This is a genomic window from Tigheibacillus halophilus (assembly GCF_042683165.1).
GTDB classification, from domain to species: domain Bacteria; phylum Bacillota; class Bacilli; order Bacillales; family Amphibacillaceae; genus Tigheibacillus; species Tigheibacillus halophilus.
The window spans coordinates 83018-103916 of the sequence record NZ_JBHUIZ010000018.1 but is presented as its reverse complement, the minus strand read 5'-3'; the positions used below and the strand labels follow the sequence as shown (position 1 = coordinate 103916).

Genomic DNA, 20899 nt, shown 5'->3' with positions numbered 1-20899 from the left:
GAATAGATTTTGGTTCGTTCCTGTATCCTCATTTCTTCTCCACTACCCTAATATATTGCTTTCTCCCTTTATCGGTTATCATAATCCCCTCGCGGCCAAGTTGCCTTTGTATTTTATTTGCTTTATGATATTCCCCTTCTTTTAAGTACTTTTGCCGAGCCGTGAGTGATATTGTCTCCAATTCACCCACATCCGCAGTACCCTCTTCCCACAAAACATACTTGCCATAGTATGGATCCTCATCTTTCCAAGGATAATTGTGCTGGAGAAAAGCCTCACGGATTTTTTCCTTTGGCATGTTAGGGAGAAATTCACGATACATTTCTTTTCCATTTTCATTTAAGAATACAATCTCTCTCATATGGTTGATGTCCAGCCAAACTGCCGCAATTTCCGATCTTTTCAATTTGGACGTACGTTTTTCATAAGAAATTGTGACGAACGCATCTGTTACTTCCATTTTCACCTGGTTGGCAAAATGAAGTTTTGAACTCCACAGCGCAATCAGCACACCAAGCGAAGGACGCAGCCACAGCATATACGTACTTTCTGACATCAACAACCACTTACTTGCCTTCGTCATGGAATCAAATAAATGTTCTTCGGACCACTGACCAATAAAAGGTAAACACCACCCCAGCAGACCAAGAGGAACAGCCCAGCTGAGAAAAAATTTCCATTTACTTACAAGGCTTCTTTCCAATATTGTACGTTCGTTCACCGCTACCCCTTCTTCCTAAAGTAAGGCTTGCTTTTCTTAAGAAATGCTGACAGAATGATGTGCTCTCCAGAGGTAAAAATATGTTGCTCAGATGTTGATTAATTATATTGTATCTGGTTTCAAAATAATCGCAAAATATTTAGAACGGAACGCTTAACGGGCATATATAGGTTTTTCTTACTGTAAATTTACCCGGGCATAGGAATAGGTTTAGATATAACACTAGTCAGGAATGAAAAAATTCTGGCTGCCTGCTAAAAAAAGGACAGTAAAGCCCGTTTCACTTTTACCGTGAATGAGGCCGCTCCTGCCCAAGGTCATACAATATTCATCATTCAAAGCTATCGAGCATCGCACGCACTTCGTCTGTGGACTCTGTACTCATCAATTCGTTTCTTAGTTCACTCGCTCCCCGAAACCCGCGAACATATATCTTAAAAAAACGACGCAGCGGTTTAAATGGACGTTGCCCAAATTCCTCTGAATACGTATCAAATAAATCCAGCTGTAATCTTAAAAGATCCAATAATTCCTTGCTGCTATGCTCTTTTGGCTCCTTTTCAAACGCAAATGGATTTTTAAAAACACCCCGTCCAATCATGACCCCATCTACACCATATTGTTCAACAAGCTTTAAACCGGTTTGACGGTCAGGAATATCCCCATTGATCGTCAAACGTGTATCTGGTGCCACTTGATCACGAAGTTTCTTGATCTCCGGAATCAACTCCCAGTGCGCGTCTACCTTACTCATTTCCTTCTTGGTACGCAGATGGATGGACAGATTGGCAATATCTTGTTCTAAAATGTGGGTCAGCCAGCCACGCCATTCATCCACATCAATATAACCGAGTCTTGTCTTGACACTTACTGGCAATCCACCAGCTTTTGCTGCTTGTATGATTTCTGCCGCAACTTCCGGGCGGCGGATCAATCCGCATCCCTTTCCTTTTGGTGCCACGTTTGGTGCAGGGCAGCCCATATTGATATCCACACCCCGATAGCCCATCTCCGCCATGCCAATACTCATTTGCCGGAAGTATTCGGGTTTATCGCCCCATATATGGGCTACCATCGGTTGTTCATCTTCTGTAAAAGTCAAACGCCCGCGCACACTATAGATTCCCTCTGGATGGCAAAAGCTCTCTGTGTTTGTAAACTCTGTGAAAAATACATCCGGTCTGGCAGCTTTACTTACTACGTGGCGAAAAACAACATCTGTTACATCTTCCATTGGAGCTAATATGAAAAACGGCCGTGGTAAATCACGCCAAAAATTATCTATCATAACCAAATTCAAATCCTCTCATATGAGACACTAGGACACAGCCTGTCCAGTGTCTATGCTTCTTTTACACTTATACCATGTTTAAGCAGCTTTTATCAAATCGAAATTATTATACACAATAATTTAACACAGTTAAATATATTCGAAAATTGGGAGAATGAGAGGCAAGCATTGCTTGTTTACTTGAGGGTAGATAATCCAGCACCAGTGGTTATTGATGAAGACAATCAGAGGAGAAACCTCAGAATTTGATTTTCTCCTCAAAAGTATCGGATGCCGCCTGCTGCAGGTAAACCAAAGCACATAGAAAGAAAAGCTTCTTCAAGTCTTTCATACGTTTTTCATTACATAGAAGTTACCTGCTTAGCGGCTGTATTTTGAAAGAATGAACCATTCAACAATTATAAGATTCAATACGAGTCCTACCCAAATATTGATATTTAATATTTCGTTAATCATCCATTCTCTGCCGCCTGGAAGAGTGAATCTATTAAAAAGGGCATAACCCACAAGTAAAAGCGGAACAAGTAATCGGGCACTCACAGCAACCAAGGTAATACTAAAACTTCTAATCATCCACTTGCGATGATCATTAAAGTGCTTACATACTGCTGCGCGGTATGCCTTCCATGTTGTGAGCAGCCATAATATCGCCAATACCATAAAAGCCATAGCCTTTGTGAAATGTTCAGCATAAAAAAACAAAACAAAGGCAAGCATTCCGCTGAAGAAAATACTGATGACATAAGCCTTTCCCATATTTCGGTGAACTGTTGGATTTTTAATGCGAATACGATCTATAAACTGAAGAAAGCCAGTTACTATAGCAATAAAAGCAAATATAATATGAATAACAAGTGCAGGATATTGAATAGCGTTTGATGTTATGTCTATACGGCTTTTAGCAGGATCAAAAATCAAATACGGATATGCAAAAGGAACCATAACTCCCATGGAAACAATGAATAAAATCCACCAACGTTTTCTTTGTTTTATCATTTATTTATTATCAGACTCCTTGATTCCTCGAATGAAGAGGACTGATTGTTTACACCAAGAGCAAGCGTTCCAACGTATGCTGCAATTACACTTTATTTGTTTTTACCTTTCAGGGTCTTTTTAATTTCGTTAAATTCTTCACCGGTAATTTCTCCTTTTGCCAGGCGGCTTTCCAGGATAGAAAGCGCATCACTTCGATTGTAATAACATAACCCTCTTTTTCTCCATAAAATGACGTTTGTTATAAAAAATCCAACAATAATCAAAAAGAAAATCAAGCCAAATGGATGGAAGTAAGCACAATGGTGCATCTAAAATCATCTCCTAAATAAATTTTTCATTCTATTTGCGGAACACAGATCTATCACGTTGGAACGCTGAAAATCATTGATCCAGCCCTTGCTGTTGTTCCTACTATAACAATGGAGTATGAACACCAGCTGAAGTATATATAAAAAATCTATAAACAATATAAGGCCCATTAACGAGTAAAAACACCCAATCTGCTTTTGACTGGGTGTTCTAAACCTATGCATAAAAAATGCTGTAATCCTATCCCTTAAAACGATATCCAGATCCCCACATTGTTTGAATATACTGCGGGGATGACGTATCTTTTTCTATTTTTTTGCGGATTTTTTTCACATGGACAGTAACAGTGGCATTATCGCCAACTGCATCCAGCCCCCAGATCCTTTCAAATAATTCTTCCTTTGAAAAAACCTGATTAGGATGCTGTGCAAAAAAAGACAGTAAATCGAATTCTTTTGTTGTAAAAGCAACTTCTTTTTCGTTTATAAAAACCTGCCTGGATGATAAGTTTATCTTAAGTCCTTTGACATGAATTTCATCTTTTACAGCATCAGCTTGCGTTAATCGTTCATACCTGCCTAGATGCGCCTTTACCCTTGCCACCAATTCGCTTGGGCTAAAAGGCTTTACAATATAATCATCTGCACCTAAACCAAATCCGCGTATTTTGTCTATATCTTCATTTTTTGCAGTAACCATCAAAATAGGAATGTTTGTTTTTTTCCTTATCTCTTTACAAATTTCAAACCCATTTATATTTGGCACCATCAAATCAAGTAGAATCAAATCAAAAGATTGATACAATGCTGCATCTAGTCCTTCTTTACCGTCTGCAACAATTTCAACCTGAAAGTCTTCAATTTCCAGGTAATCCCTCTCCAATGCAGCAATGCTTTGGTCATCCTCAATAATTAATATTTTTTTGTTCATTTTCTTCATCCTTTGATTTTTTAAGGGTAAATTGAACACAGAGCCCACCTGTCGGCAGATTTTCAGCCCAAATGTCTCCACCATGGGCTTTAATTATTTGTGATGAAATAGCGAGTCCAAGCCCGCTTCCGGCTGTGCTTCTAGACGGGTCCGTCCGATAAAACCGATCGAAAATAGTGGGAATATCATCCTCTGAAACTCCCGGTCCGTTATCACTTATACTCACTTTAACATTTTTTTCCTGTTCCCTTACAGAAATCGTTAGGATGCCAGATTCCCTGTTCATATACTTCACACTGTTAAAAATAATATTTTCCAATACACGGACAATTTTATCCCGATCCATGCAAACCTTCATATACCCATCCACTGGATCAAATGTTGCTTTCATACCCTTCTCATCTAATTCCTCATGAATATCGTTCAGATAATCCTGTATAAATGCATAAATATCGACGGTTTCAAAATGAAATGGGAGCTTTTTTACATCTAGCTTCGAAAAAAGAGATAATTCATCAATTAATCGATTCACATATAGTGCTTTGGTGTGGATGGTTGTCAAATATTCTTTTTGCTTCTGGGCAGACTTTGCAACGCCATCCTGAATCCCTTCCACATAGCCAAGGATGGATGTGATAGGTGTTTTTAAGTCATGGGAAATGTTAGCGACCATTTCCTTCCGATTAAATTCATATTTATCCCGCAGCTCCATTGATTCTTTTAGCTGTCCCCTCATCAAATCAAATGAGTTCACAAGCGTTCCAAGCTCATCGGGACTTTTGGAGGCCATATGAAAATTTAAATCTCCGTTCCTTATCTTTTCCGCTCCTTCTGATAACAGCCGAACTGGGCGCAGTATGCTTCGAGAAACAAACGTAGATAATATAACATTCGTTAGTACAAACAGAAGGATTAATCCAATGAATAAAATTGGAAAAAATGATCTTACAAACTTCACGAATGGAGCAGAGCTCTCTATAAGAAAAATCGAACCCTTAGATGAATCCTTAAAATAAAAATCGTATTGCTTGGTAGCGTAATGGCCGTTACCAACCCATGATTCATTCGGAAAAGATGCTTTTACACCGAAATTGGGCAGATCATTTTTTGTAATAGTCATTTGTCGATTCGAATGAAACAGTATTTTATCGTCTTTACGAATAATTATTTCGGCTTTTTGTTTATGCAGTTGATCCGTTAAGGATTTTAAATATTTTTCTTCATACAATCTATCTGGATCCAATGATGCAGTTTTTTGTAATGCATCATAAACCCTCGTTAATGCGCTATCTTTTGTATTCCAATTTTCCTTAAATCCACCTTTACTGTTACCGAACCCATTGAAGAATACGATATGAAGTAAAAACCCTATGAATATGATTACTATGATTGGCGCCAAAATCATTGCTGCATTTGAGAGAAATAGACGTTTTTTTATAGACATGAAAATCCCCTTTTACAAAATAATGGTAGTCTTCATCAGACAATTATCCCCAATAAAAATAAACAAATCATGAAAGAATGATAAATTTTTTATAAACAACAGTGTCTGTCACTTACCATTGATTGTACATCAGCTCCCTATAGATGAAAGTAATTTTGAAATAACTCCATTCCTTGCATGTAAAAGCATTTCCCCGGATTAAATCTCATGTTTCGCATGTCATTTAATAATTATTTAAGAATTGGTTTATATTTTGATAAGGTATTTTATTTACTGTTGTTGTTATAAGGTTTTCAAAAACAAATTGAAGGGGTTAATCATATGACAAACAGTAACGTATATAAAACTTTAAATTGGAAGCTTATCACAATACTTTCCATCATTGCGCGTGGGTTATCGGTTTAAGAAATAAAAGAATAAAAGAGGAAGGGACGGAAAAGTACTCCAAGGGATTTGAAGGGATATTAATATGCTGCAAAAACATAGACAGCAAGTGAAATAAGTCCAACAACAATCAGACTGATAAAGGAAATTATTTTACCATTTTATTTTGCAAGGTTTAATTGCCACGATATTCCAAATTGGTCGTTTAGCCAACCAAATCTTTTACTAAAACCATAATCGCCAATTGGCATGAGGGCTTGTCCACCATCCAAAAGGCTATGATAAAGATTGTTAATTTCCTCTTCAGTATCACAGTCTACATAGATAGAAAATGAAGGCGTAAAGGAAAACTGATGTTTCACATTACTGTCAATGCACATAAATTCTTGCCCTTTTATTGTAAAGGTAGCTTGCATTACGGTTCCTTCATCTCCGGATTCATTAGCGCCATATCTAACTATGCTTGTGATTTCTGAATCTGAAATTAGCGAAGTGTAAAAATTCATTGCCTCTTCTGCTTTCCCCTCTTGAAACATTAAAAACGGTATTACCTTTCCCATAAAATTTTCTCCTTTCATTTTCTATTCTCTAAAGTATAATAATTATCTCTACTATATTATTGGGTTGATCCATTAAGTTTAATTCATTAACTAGTCTTTTTAAAGAGGCAGCCCTGCCGCGTGCTGCCTCTTTAAAAGATTTTATTCTTTCTTAGCGATTAATATTTCCAGATCAACGGTTACTTTAGTTGAATCCGCTTTTAAGAGTGTTTTAAATTGTTCCTCCGCGGTTGCCCATGATAAAGGCGTCATTTGAATCAACGTTTGAATTCCGGGATTATCAAGTTCAACAGTATAACATAGGCTTGACCTGTCTACTAATTGGATATTCTCATTAAACCGTTTAACAATATCGGCATTTGAATAAGATTGTTTTTCAGGTTCATCAAATATAACTTCTCTTAATTCTTTTAAGTAACCACTCTGTGGAACAATTTTTATCACTAAACCTTCAGCCTTTAATAGTCGGTTAAATTCCGTATAATTTGAAGGTGACAAGATGTTCAATATAACATCAAATTGCTTATCCGCAAATGGTGTATTGGCAAGATCGGCAACCGCCCAAATCTTATCGAAATAGTTCTTTGCAGCTACCGAAACACCTTCTTTGGAAAGATCAATTCCCACTCCCGTAACTATTTTACTATATTCAGAATTAACAATATCACTAATTTGGGACAGGTGTGAGCCCTCTCCGCATCCCATATCAATTAAAGATATTGTTTCTTTATTAACAGTATGCTTACTTATGGTTTCAGCAATTGCTTGGCTTAGTGGTTTAAAAAAGCCGTACTCTATAATAAGTTTTCTTCTTGCTTCAAAAAGATCCTTGCCGTACTTCGTTTTCACTGGGTGAACAGTTAAGTTGATATATCCTTGCTTGGCAAAATCAAATGTATGGTTATTTAAGCAAATTAAACTTTTCAACTGAAAAACCTTCATGGATGAATTACAAACAGGACACTTGAAAATAGATTCGAAGTTACTTAAATACTTTGCACTCTTAATTCTTTTATTCATTTTAAACAAAGAAGTCACCTCATTCATTTGTTTTTAGATAAATGAAAAAGGCATAGACAAATAAACCCTCAACATATTTTTTAAAAATATGCATCGGATCTCCTAATAATCTATACCTGTTACTATCTAAAACGAATGAATTGAATAATCATGGAAATAACTCCCTTGAATAGGTTGATAGGGATCTAACCCGTAAACACATTAGCATGTTTCATTTCCCATTGCAAGTGTATATTTAATTCTTTAGATGATTGTTACAATCGTTTTATTGCGATACTGGGTCAACACGACACTCAACAACAATCTAGTCTGTTTCTTGGACATTGGGACGCGGCATCTATTCCCGATAAATGTGGAATAAGCAATCCGATCAGTTCGTTAAAATCACTTTTCCTTCATTTCCCTCCGAAGATTCAACAGTCCTAACAGCTTCTTGTATTTCCGATAACCTGTAATATGATCCAGGTCTCATAAGCTCTAATTTTTTATCTTTGAGCAATGTTATTAAATGGTCAAATGTCTCCTGCCAAACATCGACGGAGACTCTTTTGTTCCAATGCCGCAAATGAAATAATTTCGCCTTCACTTTTGTCTCATTGGTAATCCTTGCCCAGTCTACCTGAATTCCTGATAAAAGACCTAAGGTTAAAAAAGTGCCTTCAGTGCGAACACAAAATGCTAAGTCATTTCCGGCTGACCCTCCAATTGAATCAATAGCTGCATCGGCTCCGAATCCATCAGTTAAGTCCATCACTGTTTCATATAATGACTGTATAGAAGTATTTATCACATAAGCAGCACCGAGCCTTAGTAATTCCTTTGAATATGTATCGTTCCTGGTTATCGCAATTAGTCGGAAGCCGAGGGCTTTAGATAGTTGGGCAAAAATATGCCCAATGGACGAACCACAAGCATTGACTAAGAGAGTGTCACCTGATCTTAATCTTAGCTCTTGCGTACAGATAACCCATGCTGTAATTGGATTTATATACATTTGCGCAGCTGTATAATCATCAATAAAATCTGGAATTGCAATTGTAAATTCTGCTGATGTTTTAACGAACTCTTGCCAAGTTCCTTCTCCCCTTAGAGGCAAAACACGCTTGCCAATTAGGCTTTGAGATACCGATAAGCCCACATCTTCAACCACCCCAACCCCCTCATAACCCGGAATATTGGGCAGGGAAATTCTGTGAGCGTACGCACCTCTTATCGGGATTAAATCAGATGGGTTAATTGGTCTGGCTGTCATGCGTACAAGAACCTCGTTTGCTTTTGGAGGCTGAATGTCTTTGTACTCAACTTTAAGTACTTCTTGCGGGTTGCCAAATTCATTGAATTGAAGACATTTAGCTTTCAAAAAACCCTCTCCTTCAGTATAAAAACTTACATTTATTTAAAAACATTTCTTACCCAAACAGTTCTTTATTCTTAAACAAGCTGGCTAGATTCCTAAAAACTGGGCGCCCATCATCCTCTAGAATCGCACTTCCCTTTTGGATCCTCATATTGGTATTGTCATCTGTTCCGGGAAACAGTCTTACAGATACGTATAATAATTTTAACACTTTCTTTTAAAAACACACCTGTTTTTAGCCTTTCTGCAGCATCTTCTATCATATTTGCTGCTCTAACTTTCGGGGGCATAAAGCTAATGACCCATCCCGTATATATTGACGGGATGGTTTCCGGAAACTTGATTCCGTCACCCACCCCTAATTGTAAAGTTTGCATTCACGCATGAATTCTCTGTTTTTTGAACTTGAAGCATTTATAACGAAACTTGTCATTCGTGTCAGATTTTGCTTTGATAAGCTCGTTATCCTGAATAAACACTGTCACACGTTCCAGCTGCTGGTTCATAAAAACAATGTTGTTTAAACTGACCAGTAAAAGGCTGACCATACCATGTCGGTGGACAAGGTGCATATGGATTAAAGTACCAAAGAGCATATTTCGCCGGATGTTCTCTCCAACCTTCCAAATTTCTTCTAGCTAATTTTCTTTCAACATTTCTAGCTCTTTGATAAAAAACATTGCCTTTTTGCACAGCTTCAAAGGAATAATTCCCCCCTTGTACTTGAAAAATGACGTCCTCAATTGACCGCAAATCTTTAAAGTCAGTACAATCTGCTACAGCACGGTTCACAATCACGTTTCCAACATACAGCATTCCCTGTTGTCCTTCACCTTCAGCCTCTGCTCTCATCATCCTTGCCATTAAGTCAACGTCCGCATCTCGGAAAGCTACTCTTGCCATTTTTTCACCTCCAAAATTATAGTATGAAAAAAGGCCGGCATTCGTCCTTGTTTGTAAATATAAGAATAATCAGCTTTAAATTCATCTGCCCGATAACAGCGGCTAACTATTGCCCATCTTCTTTTGTCCACGTGCAAGTGATATCGTTCACTCAAACAGTGCCAGAAGTGAAACTGCTGGTTTGACTTCAATCGAAATCATAAATTACTTCTGTTTTTTGCAAAGAAACCACAGCCTTTGTGCACCGGGACCATATATGTAAAACAGGCGCAACTCTTTATGAACCACTCAACTTGCGCCATACCCTGAAATAAGTGGTTCATCCGGGCTATGAACCACTCAACTTGCGCCATACCCTGTAAATGAGTGATTCATCCAGCTTATCCGATTGTACGATATGGATGCCATTGTCTTTTCCTGCCATTACTTCCAAGGAGCCCCAATTCAAATGATAGTCTATCAGTTTGTACCACTTGCCAATAAGCGTCTTAGGTTGTCATCGATAAAATTATTATCGACACTATTGATTCCACGGCCGGCAAAATGGCCCCAAATCGAGTCGATAGGATTAAAAACAGCATGAGGTATGAGCTTAGCCTCGTATTCGTTATCGTCCGCGGTACAGAAGAGATCCGTGCTCCCTGGCATGACGCAGGCAAGCGCTTTAATACTTTTGAGCGCCTCATCGAAATCTCCATTATAGGAGGGGTTTGCACTAATATCTGCATTTTGGCCTGTCCATAACATGGCCAGGACATTATGCGGATCCATCTTCATAAAACTATTTTCCCAGACGCCCACCGCAAAATCTTCCAATGATTCATATCCTAGCACACGATACAGTTTCTCTCTGTAAAACGCCTGCGATAAACCCCATCCCGCATAGACCCGGCCAACGGCGCGCATGTCTGCAGAGGTCAGCTGGTTTAGTTTACTTGAATCGAAGCCAACTGCATTCATGAGCGCTGCTTTCATTCCATCCAGGACCACATACGTTTGCGGCCAAGTCCTCGCTCCGCCACAGAAAGGAGCAATTCGTTCCACCATGTCGGGATAACTTGCACCCCATTGAAATGATTGAATGCCTCCCATTGACCACCCAACTACAAGAGCAATCTTTTGGATGCTGAATTTTTCAGTAACCAGCCGATGTTGTAACCTCACATTATCGTAGATGGTTACCTGTGGAAAATGATTCCGGTCAAATGGGGATGGCGTGTTGCTTGGTGACGAAGATAATCCGTTGCCCAGCAGATTCGGAACGATGATAAAGTATTTTTCAGGATCTAGCGCCATTCCTTTACCAATTAACCACTTGTTGTTTACATGTGTATCTCCAAATGCAGTAGGATAAACAATCACATTGCTTTTGTCTTGATTCAATGTCCCGTAGGTCTTAAATGCGAGAAATGCATTAGGTAACGTCTCACCAGATTGCAATGTAACATCCCCAAGTTCAAATATTTCATAATCCATCATAACTGACTCCTTCCATTGATCCATTTCTTTGTCTTTAGTATAAAGGGATGCTATTGTTAATAAAAGCGAACATTTTTGAACCCATCATTCAAAAAAATTGAACATAAGGACGGACCATTATGGAAATACGTCAGCTTATTACCTTTAGAACAGTTGCTCTCACGCGGAATTTCACTCGTGCTGCAGAGGCACTTAACTATGTTCCATCCAATGTCACGATGCAAATGAAAGCCTTAGAAGAAGAACTGGATACTCATCTCATTGACCGATTGGGAAAACAAATCGTTCTCACCGACGCCGGAAAACGATTTTTGTCACATGCAGAAAAGGTGTTAAATAGTGTAGATGAAGCACATATAGCCATGAAAGAAAAGGAAGAATTGACGGGAACCCTCACCATCAGTGCCAATGAAGTCCCTGGTTCTTACCGTTTACCTTCTGTTTTAAGATCTTTTCGTGCTCGTTACCCTGGCATACGTCTGATTTTTCGCCCTTTTGCTAATGAACAACTTAAACAAAGTCTTTACGAAGGAAAAACCGACATTGTTTTTATGTTGGATGAGCCGGTTGTATCAACGAACCTTGTGAGTGAACCTTTAATTGAAGAACCCTTTCTCTTTCTCGTCTCTCCGGACCATCCACTTGCACAACGGACAAACCTTCGTTCAGAAGATTTCCAGGAGGAACCGTTTTTGCTTACAGAGAAAGGATGTACCTATCGTACACTTTTTGATCGAACCATAAAGAAACAGGGAATTCATGACAGTATGACGAATTTAGAATTTAGCAGTGCAGAAACGATTAAACAATGCGCTATAGCCCGGATAGGTATTTCTTTTCTCCCCAAAATAGCTGTAAAGGCTGAGCTGGAACGGGGCGAATTGGTCTCACTTCCTTGGGAAATGCCAAATCTTCAGGTTTTTACCCAGATGTTATATCACAAAGATAAATGGCTTTCACCTGCTATCAAAGCTTTCTTAGAAATAACAAGGGACCTTATTGCCATAAAGTAATAGTTAGGGAATGGGCCAAGATTTGCTGCAAGCTAAATAAACTTTATGTGAAACAAAACCCAAAGAAATGAAAAAAGTTGAGCGGTACCATCTTGACATGGAACCGCCCAACTATTTTTTATCCAGCTTAGCAATTTCATTGATTTGCACGCCAGGCGCCTCGCCAAGGGGTGTGAAAGCGTTGGCCGCAAAGGCCGTATGCAGCTTGCCTTCTCTCATGTACTTTCTAAGAAAATCACTTCCTGAGGGGCTTCAGACTCGTGCTGGGACTGCGATTACGCTCCCCATCGAAAACCATTGTTCCCGCAGGACAAGGAACGCTTCGGCAGCATTCCTATCGCACGCAGAAAAAGCGAATTTCTTTTTCAAGGAGTCAGCCGCCTTTCGCTCCAATCAACTAGATGTGAAATGGCACTTTATAGCTGTTTTTGGATAGTTCTGTCTCCACCCCCTTGAGATGTGTGTCTGTAAAGCACTGCGAATTACCTTTTTCCTTCCTGGATTTTTCAATAATACTTTTAATGAAGATGGAGCTCCTGTTTTCTTTGTATATGTTGCTCTATGATCCAATGTTTTGATGCAAGTTCTTTTTTTAAATGAATGATATTCTTCTGCTGCTTTAACGTTGTAACCTTGCATAATCACGAAACAACATTTTTTCTTATTATCCCGAGAAAACAAACGGCATCCTTTCACTTCTTGTAGACCTCATTTTACGAATTTGCCTAAGAAAGAGCTTCATCATTCTTGTTCCGGATTTGCGCCCTATTGTTTAACCATTTCCTTCTTCAAGTTGGAAAGGTTCCTGTTTTTGTTCTCCCCCTATACTTCCTCATCCATTTCCTTTAATAGTTCATAAAACCAATTTACATTAACTTTATGGTGTGAAAGGGAATTTTCCAACATGCGAACAAAACTCTTCATGAGAGTTGATCTATTTGCTAGAGCTCCCTCTATGAGAGAAATCTTTTTCTCTGTTTGTTTAATCTGAACAAGAATTAGTTCCCTCATCTTGTCTTTGTCGAATTCTTCTTCAAAAAGCATAGCACTGTAAAAAGAAAGATTTATATAATCCGTTTTTGTCCCGTACTTCGTCATTAAACGATAAAACTCTGTAATTCCCAAATCAGTTAGCGTGTATTTATTTTTTTCCCTCGATTCTGTTTTGCTTATTTCAGCAATACGTTGAATCAACCCTTTTTCTTCTAACTGTTGGATATTGTAATAGAATGAACCTTTGGTGTAATTGACTACAAACTTGTAATTTCGCTCATTCATAATTGTCAAAAGTTCATATCCATACGAACCTGGTTTTTCTTTTAACAAACCTAAGATTAAAAGTGGAATCAATAGATCTCTCCTCATAATATGGGGTTATTTTGCTTTACTTACTTTCATTGATGTTGGAGACATGAATAGAAAACTCCTCAAAACTCAATTGTCCTAAAGCAAACTTCGTACTTTGAACAAATATGCGTTCATTTTTAGTTAGTTCACGTTTTGCTTCCTTTTCAATCCATTCATGCTCTATGTCCAAAACCTCTAAAACATGTTTTTGTTTTGAAAAAGCTTCATAGTATCTTAATCCAAATTTTCTTTGAGAGACAGCATCAATATGGATGCCATCCGGATTTGCTGTTAAACCTTTTGATGTTACAAAATAGCAATTTTTTTCAGTAAGGGTAACATCAGATAATATCTGGTTAATTTGTTTATATTCTATAGCGCTTTTTCCAAATCCGACCTCTCCAAGGTAATGTCCCAATTCACCGATAATGATCGGGATATCTGGTGCATGCAATTCATCTCTCAAATGTTTGAACAATGAAAGCAACTTATCTTCATACGTCTTATAATGTTCTCCGTAACTGTCACTTTCTCCTTGATGCCACAGAATCCCCACTATTTCACTTGTTTCCATAGCGAATTTCGCTTCCGAAATTGCATGTCTTGTTAATGGTCCATCAATTGTCCACTCATCAATAGAGCTTCCTCCCTCGGCACATGGTATTAGCCCAATGGACTCGCCCGGATGATCCTCTGTCCAAGCCTGGGCAAAAGATGCTGCCGGTCCAACACCAGATATATGGCGATCAAAATGAAGTGGTTCTGCCATCATTTGCCATCTGCCGTTTCGCAACATATTAATATGCTCATTATAAATTGGTGGTACATCTTTAATAAATCCTCTGCCTGCCATATTGGATTGTCCGATTAACAATATAGATTTCATAGAAAAACCTTCTTCCTTTGTTTCCGATGGTCTAATTAGACTAAATGTGATTAAAAGTATAGTTAATTAGACTCTCTTGTCAAACTGATTTCATCTTTATTCACCTAAATGGTCAATAACAAAAAGACACGCCTCTATATGCGCATCTCCATTTCGATTACATCTATCATTGTTTGAGTACATTCGTTAATCATAAAAGAAATCATCTTCTTTTACTTGTTAGTTATCCTAAACCAGTCCCTTTCAAAAAGAAAAACCAATCTCAATCTTTCTCTTCCAATAACTCCTGTGCCTTTTTAGGGACGTCATCAGCATCCACCTCTTCATAGGTAATTACTTCACCTTTTTTGTAATGCACCTTTAAATAAGCACCTTGTTTTAATTGATGTCCAGCTGTGAAAGAAAGTTCTTTCCCCTCTCCATCCTTATCAAAACCCATCATATTATATTTATATCTGGAGTAATCAGATTCTGCATATTCCTCACCAGCATCATCAATTTCCACATAATATTTAGTCGAACCAATTGTTTGCAATGGCTGTGGCGAACACGCAGACAATAAACATATGGCAAATCCCATACTGATAATAAGTAATTTTTTCATCAAAAATCATCCTTTACATTGTGTCCTCTGAGTCATTACTTTTCGCATTATTGGGGTAACTTTGAATGATTAGCATTCGTTTTATAACGATCGGGCAGCTTTCCGTATGTTGCTATTCTCCATATAAATTCCATGGGACCGATCTTAAAATATTGAAACCAAATGGTGCTGTATATCATTTGGATTATTAAAATTATGAAGGCAATGTTCATTAATGTTGTTTGATGCACATAACCTTTTAAATCGAATAGACCACTAGCTGTTAAAATCAGTACGGTTTGAACGAGGTAGTTCGTTAACGCCATTTTTCCAACATACTTAAGAGGTGTTAATACCTTTTGAATCCTATTATGCCGGAGCAAGAGTGTCAAAGTAGTCACATAGAACGCACTTACAAAGGGCGCAGCAATGGCACCAGCTAGATCGATTTGTTCATTTTCCTTCATTAAGAAATATTGAATAAAAAGTACTACAGGCAAGAGACAAAGAGATGAAACTTGCACGATACGAAATGCTTTTTGATGTGCTGTAATATTTTCAAAAATCCCCCATTGCCCCATGCATAAACCTAGTAGAAACATAGGCAAGATCATAAAATAACTTCCTCCGAGAAATACAGCAAGGATTAAGAGTATGACAGCGATAATAAAATTAATTTTCGGTTTTAATTTATAAAAAGGAATAAGGATAAATCCGAATATCGCATAGGGAAGCAAAGCTTCTCCTAATTGAAAGAATTGATGGATTAACCCAAAAATGAATAGTACGATCAATCGTCTTATAAAAAGGATCGTACTATGATTGCCTCTATTGACTGCTCTTGTAATGAAAATATAAAAGCCAATCCCAAATAAAAAAGAAAAGATAATAAAAAATCGTTCATATATCGCATAAAAAGAGATTTGGCTCCAAAAATAGTTTGATTGAAGTGAGGAAGGTGTTATTATTGGCGCGATATTCGCGAATATTATGCCTAATAGAGCAAATCCCCGCAAGAAATCTAAAGTATCAATGCGTTTTTTTATCATAAACTCATCCTTTACTTAGTGATAAGGCTGATCAAATGTGCTCGATCAGAAGCTAAAGGAGCGAAAACAGTATGACCTTTCCTAATGATAATTTGCCAGTGCTAAAGTACCCCTTCTAGCTTTAAACTAGAAACAAATCGTCTGACAAGAGCTGACCTTATGCTGTTTCCTTTTTCTCGATTTTTCATCACTCGCAAACATGATAATTCTATTCTTATCCATGCATATCCTTCTTGATTGATGTATCCGTTTGTTAATTTCTTCAACAGCTCGGTCCAATTCTATGGAAATGATAACCTCTCAAACCCTTTTCATATATCATCGCTTTTTTATTTGGCAATTTTATTATAGGAATTACTTGAAGAAGCAACCATCGATTTTTCTTACAATGAACTAACAATCATGTAAGGTAAACGGGGGAAGTAGAATTCTAAAACTTGTTACACGAGGAGAGTGGGCAATATGCAAAACATTATGATTGTAGAAGACGACCCAAAAATTGGATCAAGTAATGCCTTGTAAAATGGCGGAGACGATTTTATAACCAAACCATTTCACTCTGAAATTGTTATGGCCAAAATACGCAGCCATCTTCGTCGTGCGAACGGGGAACATGCAACCCAAGTGGAAGAGCGTGTCTTGGAAAGAGATGGGCTCAAACTTTCTCCGGAACGAGTGGAAGTCACTTTTGGAAAGGCAGCTATTCCTTATCAAAAAAGAGGCGGATATGAAGGAAAGTCTGTTGGAACGCTACCCCCGATTGGCAGGAAAGGAAGATTATCTTTCTATTGGCAAACATCGATCATTAAAAATGATCGTTGATAATAAAATACGCCCAAGACGGCATGATCGTATGCGGAAAGGCGATACCAAAAAGCTTTAGGAATTGGATACTGTTACTCGCCTTCTGCTAACGGTTATTTAATTTTTTTCATACGCTTGATAGGAGATGAATGTAAGTCATTTATAAAATTGAAACTATGGTAAAATAGTGTTTCATAAATAGCCAGTGTGGCGGTAGAAATTACAATATAAAATAGAAATGTTCCGATAAACTTTGCGATTAACATAGCTTACGCCCCTTAAACACTACAACAACAATAAATATCGTTTCTTCAACCATCTGGTCCCTTTGTACATGGACACCATCATTTAATAAGCATTCGAACCCCATTCTTGAAGAAGTAACTTCCAGGTCTACCTTATCTTTCATAAAATTCATCCGCGTATTTAAGTGAGTCTTCCATTTGTTTGGATTGATCATTGTAGTAAACTAGAAATTCCTCTCCGTTTGCCAGGTTTCGAACTTTTGCAGCATATTCAAATTGGTCGAAGTTACCCATGTTATCATATAAAACATCATAAATTTTGTACTTTCCGCTTGGATATTCCGTCTCCAAATATTGTTCAGCTTGTGTAATCACTTTCTTTTCTTCTGATTTATCTGGCGTCATGGCTAAAAAGAATGAAAAATAAATAAGACTAATCATCGCTAGTAAGATCCCACCGATGCGGATCAGCACTTTCAATGTGATTTTGGTCTTTTTGTATTTTAAATTTTCGATACCTGCTCCCAAAAAGGAACCCACCAAACTGAAAATTGCATAGACAACGATCCAAGTCCATGGGGATAAATTCGAAAAAACCAAAGCACTAATAAATCCCCCCACCAGTGTAATAATCGGTCCTGCCCAATGTTTCCTAACAAGAATGTAACCCAAAGTACCGATGAACAAGGCGACAATCGGATACATTACATAAACTGCCAGTGAATGATTTAAGTTGAAAAATACCAAAGGGCTAAAAGTACCAACCAAAACCCCAATTAATACGACAATCCATATCGTTTTGTTGACGCCTTCCAAGCTCACTTTCATAAATATTCAGTCACCTCCTATTGTTTCTCCCCGTTCTGACAAACCATTGAGCCACCATAAAAAGTTAATCACAATCTGGTTCGATTCTGGAAAACCACTATGCCGTAATCGCATCCGATTGATGCATAATCTAATTACGATTCTTTAGCTGATACTTGAATCTTATTCAATTGAAAAATCATAGCCTACATAGTTAAATATATTTTGTAGCCCTATATTTTCCGCAACCGCAACTGAGGGTTTGTTCATTTCCATACAATCCCAATACGGTATCATATTATTTTTAAAGCAATCTTCGACAAAGTGATGAGCGATTTTTTGTGCCAACTTTTTCCTCCGATGAGTTTCTAATGTTTCGATATCAATGCAATGGACATTTCCAGCAACAAATCCCGAAAAACAAACGCTTACAATTTCGTCCTTAAAAAGGATACAATAACCCATGCCATTAGTCAAAAATTCTTCAGATGAGGTCCAAAACTCTGAAATTTTTGATTGTAAAAACGCTATGTTTTTTATTGGGTTATGATCATTTTCAAAGAGAGAACCACACATTTTTACAAGTTTATATTTCTGTTCAATTTCAGGCTCTAAGCTACCTTTATAATCATCTTGCTGTAAGCTGTAAACCTTCTGATTCCACCTTCCCAGCTTACGATGTTCAAAAGCTTTTTCAATAACTGTATTCCATTTTTCGTGATTGCCAATGCCTTCAAACCATTTTAGTTGAACTTTTTTTGCCTCCGGTTTAATGACATTGTTAATAAAATCGTTTAGTTCCTTATTAAATACTTCATTTTGCTCGCTTCCAAAAAATATGAATCCGTCATTATTTCCTAACCAAATCACCCCAGATGTCGGTTCATTAACATCATCTACAAAAATACGACCGGGATTTATACTGTCAACGACTGCAATTGCTTCTAATTGTCCTTGTTCATTTATCAACTTTCTACACTTATGAAATGCAGCTTTATCCAATTCTAATATCATAAGACATCCACCCTTCTCTCTCAATTTCCTTATCCAATAATTATTACTTGCCCAACAATCTGACCGATGATTGTATACTGCTATTAAACAATCCCTTCAGTTAGTTAAACTGGCTTTAATCCAAGCCTAAATTTTAATCCAGCTCCAACGAGTGAACGGCTATATCTAAAATTGATGTAATTTATTTTGAAGAAACAAATATGGACGACACAAAGGTAACCAATAGCCCACTCCAAAAAATAAAACTCGGGAAAAATAAACTACTCTCCGTTGCCAAATAATAAAAATAGTTTGCCGCTGTTATCAACATGTAAGTATAAAAGCCAAGAAAAACTGACCTTTTCCAGCTGAGTGATTCCTTTTCATTCATCGGCAAAGAACCCCTTAACATCACCTCCGTAATCTCCCATTCTGGCCCGACTCCTGGGCACTTCTATGCCCCAATCGCGTCCTATAACTACCACTTCAATATTCAATCATAATTGCTAATGTTCCCCATTCCTTTTCTTGCTCGGGGGTGTATATTTCATACGTTCCATCTATCATTTCTTTTATTGTCCATCCTTCACAATCAAAATCTTCAGGGGGAATGTCATTGTACATAGCTTCAAAAGTATCGTAACTTTTAAGATCTATTACCTGTACTTTTAGGAATTCGTCTTGTTGAGGAACCTTAATAAATTCTATTGCATCCCCAACTTTGATTTTCCTTCTCTTTTCATCGTTCAATCGGACTTCTACTATCTTTTTTCCTTCTCTAATAGATTGAAAATATTCGCTATACAATCCCATCTGATGCACCACTTAACAACTCCTCACGAACCCTACATTATTTATAATTTGTGGAACTTATGATGTTTTTCCAACCAGTTTTATTTGAGGATTTTTGGCTAGAAGCATCTCAATGAATACCTTTTCGTTTTTGGGTGATAACAGCATTTCACCATATTTGCCATACCTTAATGCCAACCTATCGACTGATAAAGCTGGTGTTGCCATTAGGCTTTTTGTTTTGCCAATACTATTTATATCCTGGATGGCGATTTCCCATCTAAATGGTCCATTTTTAATCTTTATAACCTTGTTTTCTATTCGATAACCAGTGCCAAACCAAATCCATAACAAAAAACCGATAGCCATTAAACCAATAATTCCAACGATAACACCAAATGCAGTTAGCGAAAAACTAAAAAGGATACTAAAAAAAATAAAAACAACCGTACCCCAACAAATCAGGGAATAGGTAGTGTCCTTTTTTGATGTGAAAAATATTTCAATCACCACTTTCATTATTTTTTGTTCAACAAAATGGACCGATTCAGGAACAATGCTTATTCAACAACTGCGCCCGTTCGTATTATATGGTTAACCAGTTATTTCTGGTTGACCTATTTTTTATAGGTTTTATGCTTAGGGAAGCCGGGGTAGGACGTTCGCGCCCGTGGGACTTGATCCCGTCCGTAATACTGTCCATCCCCTCCTTGTAGAAACATGTTTGAGGCTGGTTGGGGCATAGACCCCGTATAAAAAGCGAAGCTATGACACTACAAGAGATGTAGGGGCGTACCGGCGAATCTATTAAAGGAGTTGTATGTCATATGGATCCTGTTATTGGTCTGGATATCGCGAAAGGCGAAAACCAGGTCCAAGCATTCCTGCAAAGGAAAAAGACTTATAAGCAAAGCTTTAAGTTTACTCATGATCTACAAGGACTTCACGCTTTTTATCAGTTTTATCAAGAGGTAGAACGGGTT

Annotated in this window: 21 protein-coding genes and 2 pseudogenes; 3 read left to right on the top strand and 20 right to left on the bottom strand. The window is 37.7% G+C overall.

Features of this window, described 5'->3' with window-relative positions:
• Positions 1–28 precede the first annotated feature (28 nt).
• The 11 genes from ACFSMW_RS19440 to ACFSMW_RS19390 form a co-directional block, all read right to left on the bottom strand.
• Positions 29–721 (bottom strand): YqeB family protein, encoded by a 693-nt coding sequence (locus ACFSMW_RS19440; RefSeq protein WP_390357968.1) that lies wholly within the window; start codon positions 719–721, stop codon positions 29–31.
• A gap of 331 nt (positions 722–1052) precedes the next feature.
• Positions 1053–2009 (bottom strand): tRNA dihydrouridine synthase, encoded by a 957-nt coding sequence (locus tag ACFSMW_RS19435; protein ID WP_390358139.1) that lies wholly within the window; start codon positions 2007–2009, stop codon positions 1053–1055.
• Between the two features lie 363 nt (positions 2010–2372).
• On the bottom strand, positions 2373–3008 hold the full coding sequence (locus ACFSMW_RS19430) for a DUF2306 domain-containing protein (protein ID WP_390357967.1): 636 nt from the start codon (positions 3006–3008) through the stop codon (positions 2373–2375).
• Between the two features lie 92 nt (positions 3009–3100).
• On the bottom strand, positions 3101–3319 hold the full coding sequence (locus ACFSMW_RS19425) for an SHOCT domain-containing protein (protein WP_390357966.1): 219 nt from the start codon (positions 3317–3319) through the stop codon (positions 3101–3103).
• 241 nt (positions 3320–3560) lie between these two features.
• Positions 3561–4250 (bottom strand): response regulator transcription factor, encoded by a 690-nt coding sequence (locus ACFSMW_RS19420; protein ID WP_390357965.1) that lies wholly within the window; start codon positions 4248–4250, stop codon positions 3561–3563.
• Positions 4225–5694, bottom strand: coding sequence for a sensor histidine kinase (locus ACFSMW_RS19415; protein ID WP_390357964.1), 1470 nt, complete (start codon positions 5692–5694; stop codon positions 4225–4227). The genes ACFSMW_RS19420 and ACFSMW_RS19415 overlap by 26 nt, the downstream gene beginning before the upstream one ends.
• A gap of 545 nt (positions 5695–6239) precedes the next feature.
• On the bottom strand, positions 6240–6638 hold the full coding sequence (locus ACFSMW_RS19410; protein WP_390357963.1) for a VOC family protein: 399 nt from the start codon (positions 6636–6638) through the stop codon (positions 6240–6242).
• Between the two features lie 141 nt (positions 6639–6779).
• On the bottom strand, positions 6780–7658 hold the full coding sequence (locus ACFSMW_RS19405; protein WP_390358138.1) for a putative RNA methyltransferase: 879 nt from the start codon (positions 7656–7658) through the stop codon (positions 6780–6782).
• Positions 7659–8028: 370 nt separating this feature from the next.
• Positions 8029–9018 (bottom strand): zinc-dependent alcohol dehydrogenase family protein, encoded by a 990-nt coding sequence (locus ACFSMW_RS19400; RefSeq protein ID WP_390357962.1) that lies wholly within the window; start codon positions 9016–9018, stop codon positions 8029–8031.
• A gap of 459 nt (positions 9019–9477) precedes the next feature.
• Positions 9478–9918 (bottom strand): cell wall hydrolase, encoded by a 441-nt coding sequence (locus ACFSMW_RS19395; RefSeq protein WP_390357961.1) that lies wholly within the window; start codon positions 9916–9918, stop codon positions 9478–9480.
• Between the two features lie 459 nt (positions 9919–10377).
• A complete protein-coding gene (locus tag ACFSMW_RS19390) occupies positions 10378–11394 on the bottom strand; it encodes an alpha/beta fold hydrolase (RefSeq protein WP_390357960.1) in 1017 nt (338 codons plus the stop codon).
• Between the two features lie 122 nt (positions 11395–11516).
• Here ACFSMW_RS19390 and ACFSMW_RS19385 point away from each other — a divergent pair, with 122 nt between their 5' ends.
• Positions 11517–12410 (top strand): LysR family transcriptional regulator, encoded by an 894-nt coding sequence (locus ACFSMW_RS19385; RefSeq protein WP_390357959.1) that lies wholly within the window; start codon positions 11517–11519, stop codon positions 12408–12410.
• 822 nt (positions 12411–13232) lie between these two features.
• Here ACFSMW_RS19385 and ACFSMW_RS19380 read toward each other — a convergent pair.
• The 4 genes from ACFSMW_RS19380 to ACFSMW_RS19365 all read right to left on the bottom strand — a co-directional run bounded on the left by ACFSMW_RS19380 (position 13233) and on the right by ACFSMW_RS19365 (position 16275).
• Positions 13233–13760 (bottom strand): PadR family transcriptional regulator, encoded by a 528-nt coding sequence (locus ACFSMW_RS19380; RefSeq protein WP_390357958.1) that lies wholly within the window; start codon positions 13758–13760, stop codon positions 13233–13235.
• A gap of 34 nt (positions 13761–13794) precedes the next feature.
• Positions 13795–14643, bottom strand: coding sequence for a sialate O-acetylesterase (locus ACFSMW_RS19375; protein WP_390357957.1), 849 nt, complete (start codon positions 14641–14643; stop codon positions 13795–13797).
• Between the two features lie 262 nt (positions 14644–14905).
• On the bottom strand, positions 14906–15247 hold the full coding sequence (locus tag ACFSMW_RS19370) for a YxeA family protein (RefSeq protein WP_390357956.1): 342 nt from the start codon (positions 15245–15247) through the stop codon (positions 14906–14908).
• A 47-nt stretch (positions 15248–15294) separates the two neighbouring features.
• Positions 15295–16275, bottom strand: a complete 981-nt coding sequence (locus tag ACFSMW_RS19365; RefSeq protein ID WP_390357955.1) for a DUF418 domain-containing protein — start codon at positions 16273–16275, stop codon at positions 15295–15297.
• A 490-nt stretch (positions 16276–16765) separates the two neighbouring features.
• On the opposite strand from ACFSMW_RS19365, the pseudogene ACFSMW_RS19360 reads away from it, so the two are divergent.
• A pseudogene (locus tag ACFSMW_RS19360) lies at positions 16766–17062 on the top strand (response regulator transcription factor); the annotation flags it as partial.
• A gap of 276 nt (positions 17063–17338) precedes the next feature.
• Here the strand turns inward: ACFSMW_RS19360 and ACFSMW_RS19355 are convergent.
• From ACFSMW_RS19355 to ACFSMW_RS19335, 5 genes are all read right to left on the bottom strand, one after another.
• Positions 17339–17488 (bottom strand): hypothetical protein, encoded by a 150-nt coding sequence (locus ACFSMW_RS19355; protein ID WP_390357954.1) that lies wholly within the window; start codon positions 17486–17488, stop codon positions 17339–17341.
• Positions 17478–18152: a DUF2651 family protein gene (locus ACFSMW_RS19350; RefSeq protein WP_390357953.1), complete on the bottom strand. Its 675-nt coding sequence runs from the start codon at positions 18150–18152 to the stop codon at positions 17478–17480. The genes ACFSMW_RS19355 and ACFSMW_RS19350 overlap by 11 nt, the downstream gene beginning before the upstream one ends.
• 162 nt (positions 18153–18314) lie before the next feature.
• A complete protein-coding gene (locus ACFSMW_RS19345; RefSeq protein ID WP_390357952.1) occupies positions 18315–19145 on the bottom strand; it encodes a GNAT family N-acetyltransferase in 831 nt (276 codons plus the stop codon).
• Between the two features lie 465 nt (positions 19146–19610).
• Positions 19611–19937 carry an ASCH domain-containing protein gene (locus ACFSMW_RS19340; protein ID WP_390358137.1) on the bottom strand — a complete coding sequence of 109 codons (327 nt, stop codon included), beginning with the start codon at positions 19935–19937 and terminating at the stop codon, positions 19611–19613.
• Between the two features lie 57 nt (positions 19938–19994).
• Positions 19995–20435 (bottom strand): PH domain-containing protein, encoded by a 441-nt coding sequence (locus tag ACFSMW_RS19335; protein ID WP_390357951.1) that lies wholly within the window; start codon positions 20433–20435, stop codon positions 19995–19997.
• A gap of 308 nt (positions 20436–20743) precedes the next feature.
• Here ACFSMW_RS19335 and ACFSMW_RS19330 point away from each other — a divergent pair.
• Positions 20744–20899 (top strand): annotated as a pseudogene (locus ACFSMW_RS19330) (IS110 family transposase); the annotation flags it as partial.

Bases quoted from the DNA above. Each gene is read 5' to 3' on its own strand.
- ACFSMW_RS19385 (WP_390357959.1), top strand. From the start codon at position 11,517: ATGGAAATACGTCAGCTTATTACCTTTAGAACAGTTGCTCTCACGCGG.
- ACFSMW_RS19365 (WP_390357955.1), bottom strand. From the start codon at position 16,275: ATGATAAAAAAACGCATTGATACTTTAGATTTCTTGCGGGGATTTGCT.
- ACFSMW_RS19345 (WP_390357952.1), bottom strand. From the start codon at position 19,145: ATGATATTAGAATTGGATAAAGCTGCATTTCATAAGTGTAGAAAGTTG.
- ACFSMW_RS19375 (WP_390357957.1), bottom strand. From the start codon at position 14,643: ATGAAATCTATATTGTTAATCGGACAATCCAATATGGCAGGCAGAGGA.
- ACFSMW_RS19395 (WP_390357961.1), bottom strand. From the start codon at position 9,918: ATGGCAAGAGTAGCTTTCCGAGATGCGGACGTTGACTTAATGGCAAGG.
- ACFSMW_RS19350 (WP_390357953.1), bottom strand. From the start codon at position 18,152: ATGAAAGTGAGCTTGGAAGGCGTCAACAAAACGATATGGATTGTCGTA.
- ACFSMW_RS19355 (WP_390357954.1), bottom strand. From the start codon at position 17,488: ATGAAAGATAAGGTAGACCTGGAAGTTACTTCTTCAAGAATGGGGTTC.
- ACFSMW_RS19405 (WP_390358138.1), bottom strand. From the start codon at position 7,658: ATGAATAAAAGAATTAAGAGTGCAAAGTATTTAAGTAACTTCGAATCT.
- ACFSMW_RS19390 (WP_390357960.1), bottom strand. From the start codon at position 11,394: ATGGATTATGAAATATTTGAACTTGGGGATGTTACATTGCAATCTGGT.
- ACFSMW_RS19340 (WP_390358137.1), bottom strand. From the start codon at position 19,937: ATGGGATTGTATAGCGAATATTTTCAATCTATTAGAGAAGGAAAAAAG.
- ACFSMW_RS19335 (WP_390357951.1), bottom strand. From the start codon at position 20,435: ATGAAAGTGGTGATTGAAATATTTTTCACATCAAAAAAGGACACTACC.
- ACFSMW_RS19410 (WP_390357963.1), bottom strand. From the start codon at position 6,638: ATGGGAAAGGTAATACCGTTTTTAATGTTTCAAGAGGGGAAAGCAGAA.
- ACFSMW_RS19430 (WP_390357967.1), bottom strand. From the start codon at position 3,008: ATGATAAAACAAAGAAAACGTTGGTGGATTTTATTCATTGTTTCCATG.
- ACFSMW_RS19415 (WP_390357964.1), bottom strand. From the start codon at position 5,694: ATGTCTATAAAAAAACGTCTATTTCTCTCAAATGCAGCAATGATTTTG.
- ACFSMW_RS19425 (WP_390357966.1), bottom strand. From the start codon at position 3,319: ATGCACCATTGTGCTTACTTCCATCCATTTGGCTTGATTTTCTTTTTG.
- ACFSMW_RS19420 (WP_390357965.1), bottom strand. From the start codon at position 4,250: ATGAACAAAAAAATATTAATTATTGAGGATGACCAAAGCATTGCTGCA.
- ACFSMW_RS19370 (WP_390357956.1), bottom strand. From the start codon at position 15,247: ATGAAAAAATTACTTATTATCAGTATGGGATTTGCCATATGTTTATTG.
- ACFSMW_RS19435 (WP_390358139.1), bottom strand. From the start codon at position 2,009: ATGATAGATAATTTTTGGCGTGATTTACCACGGCCGTTTTTCATATTA.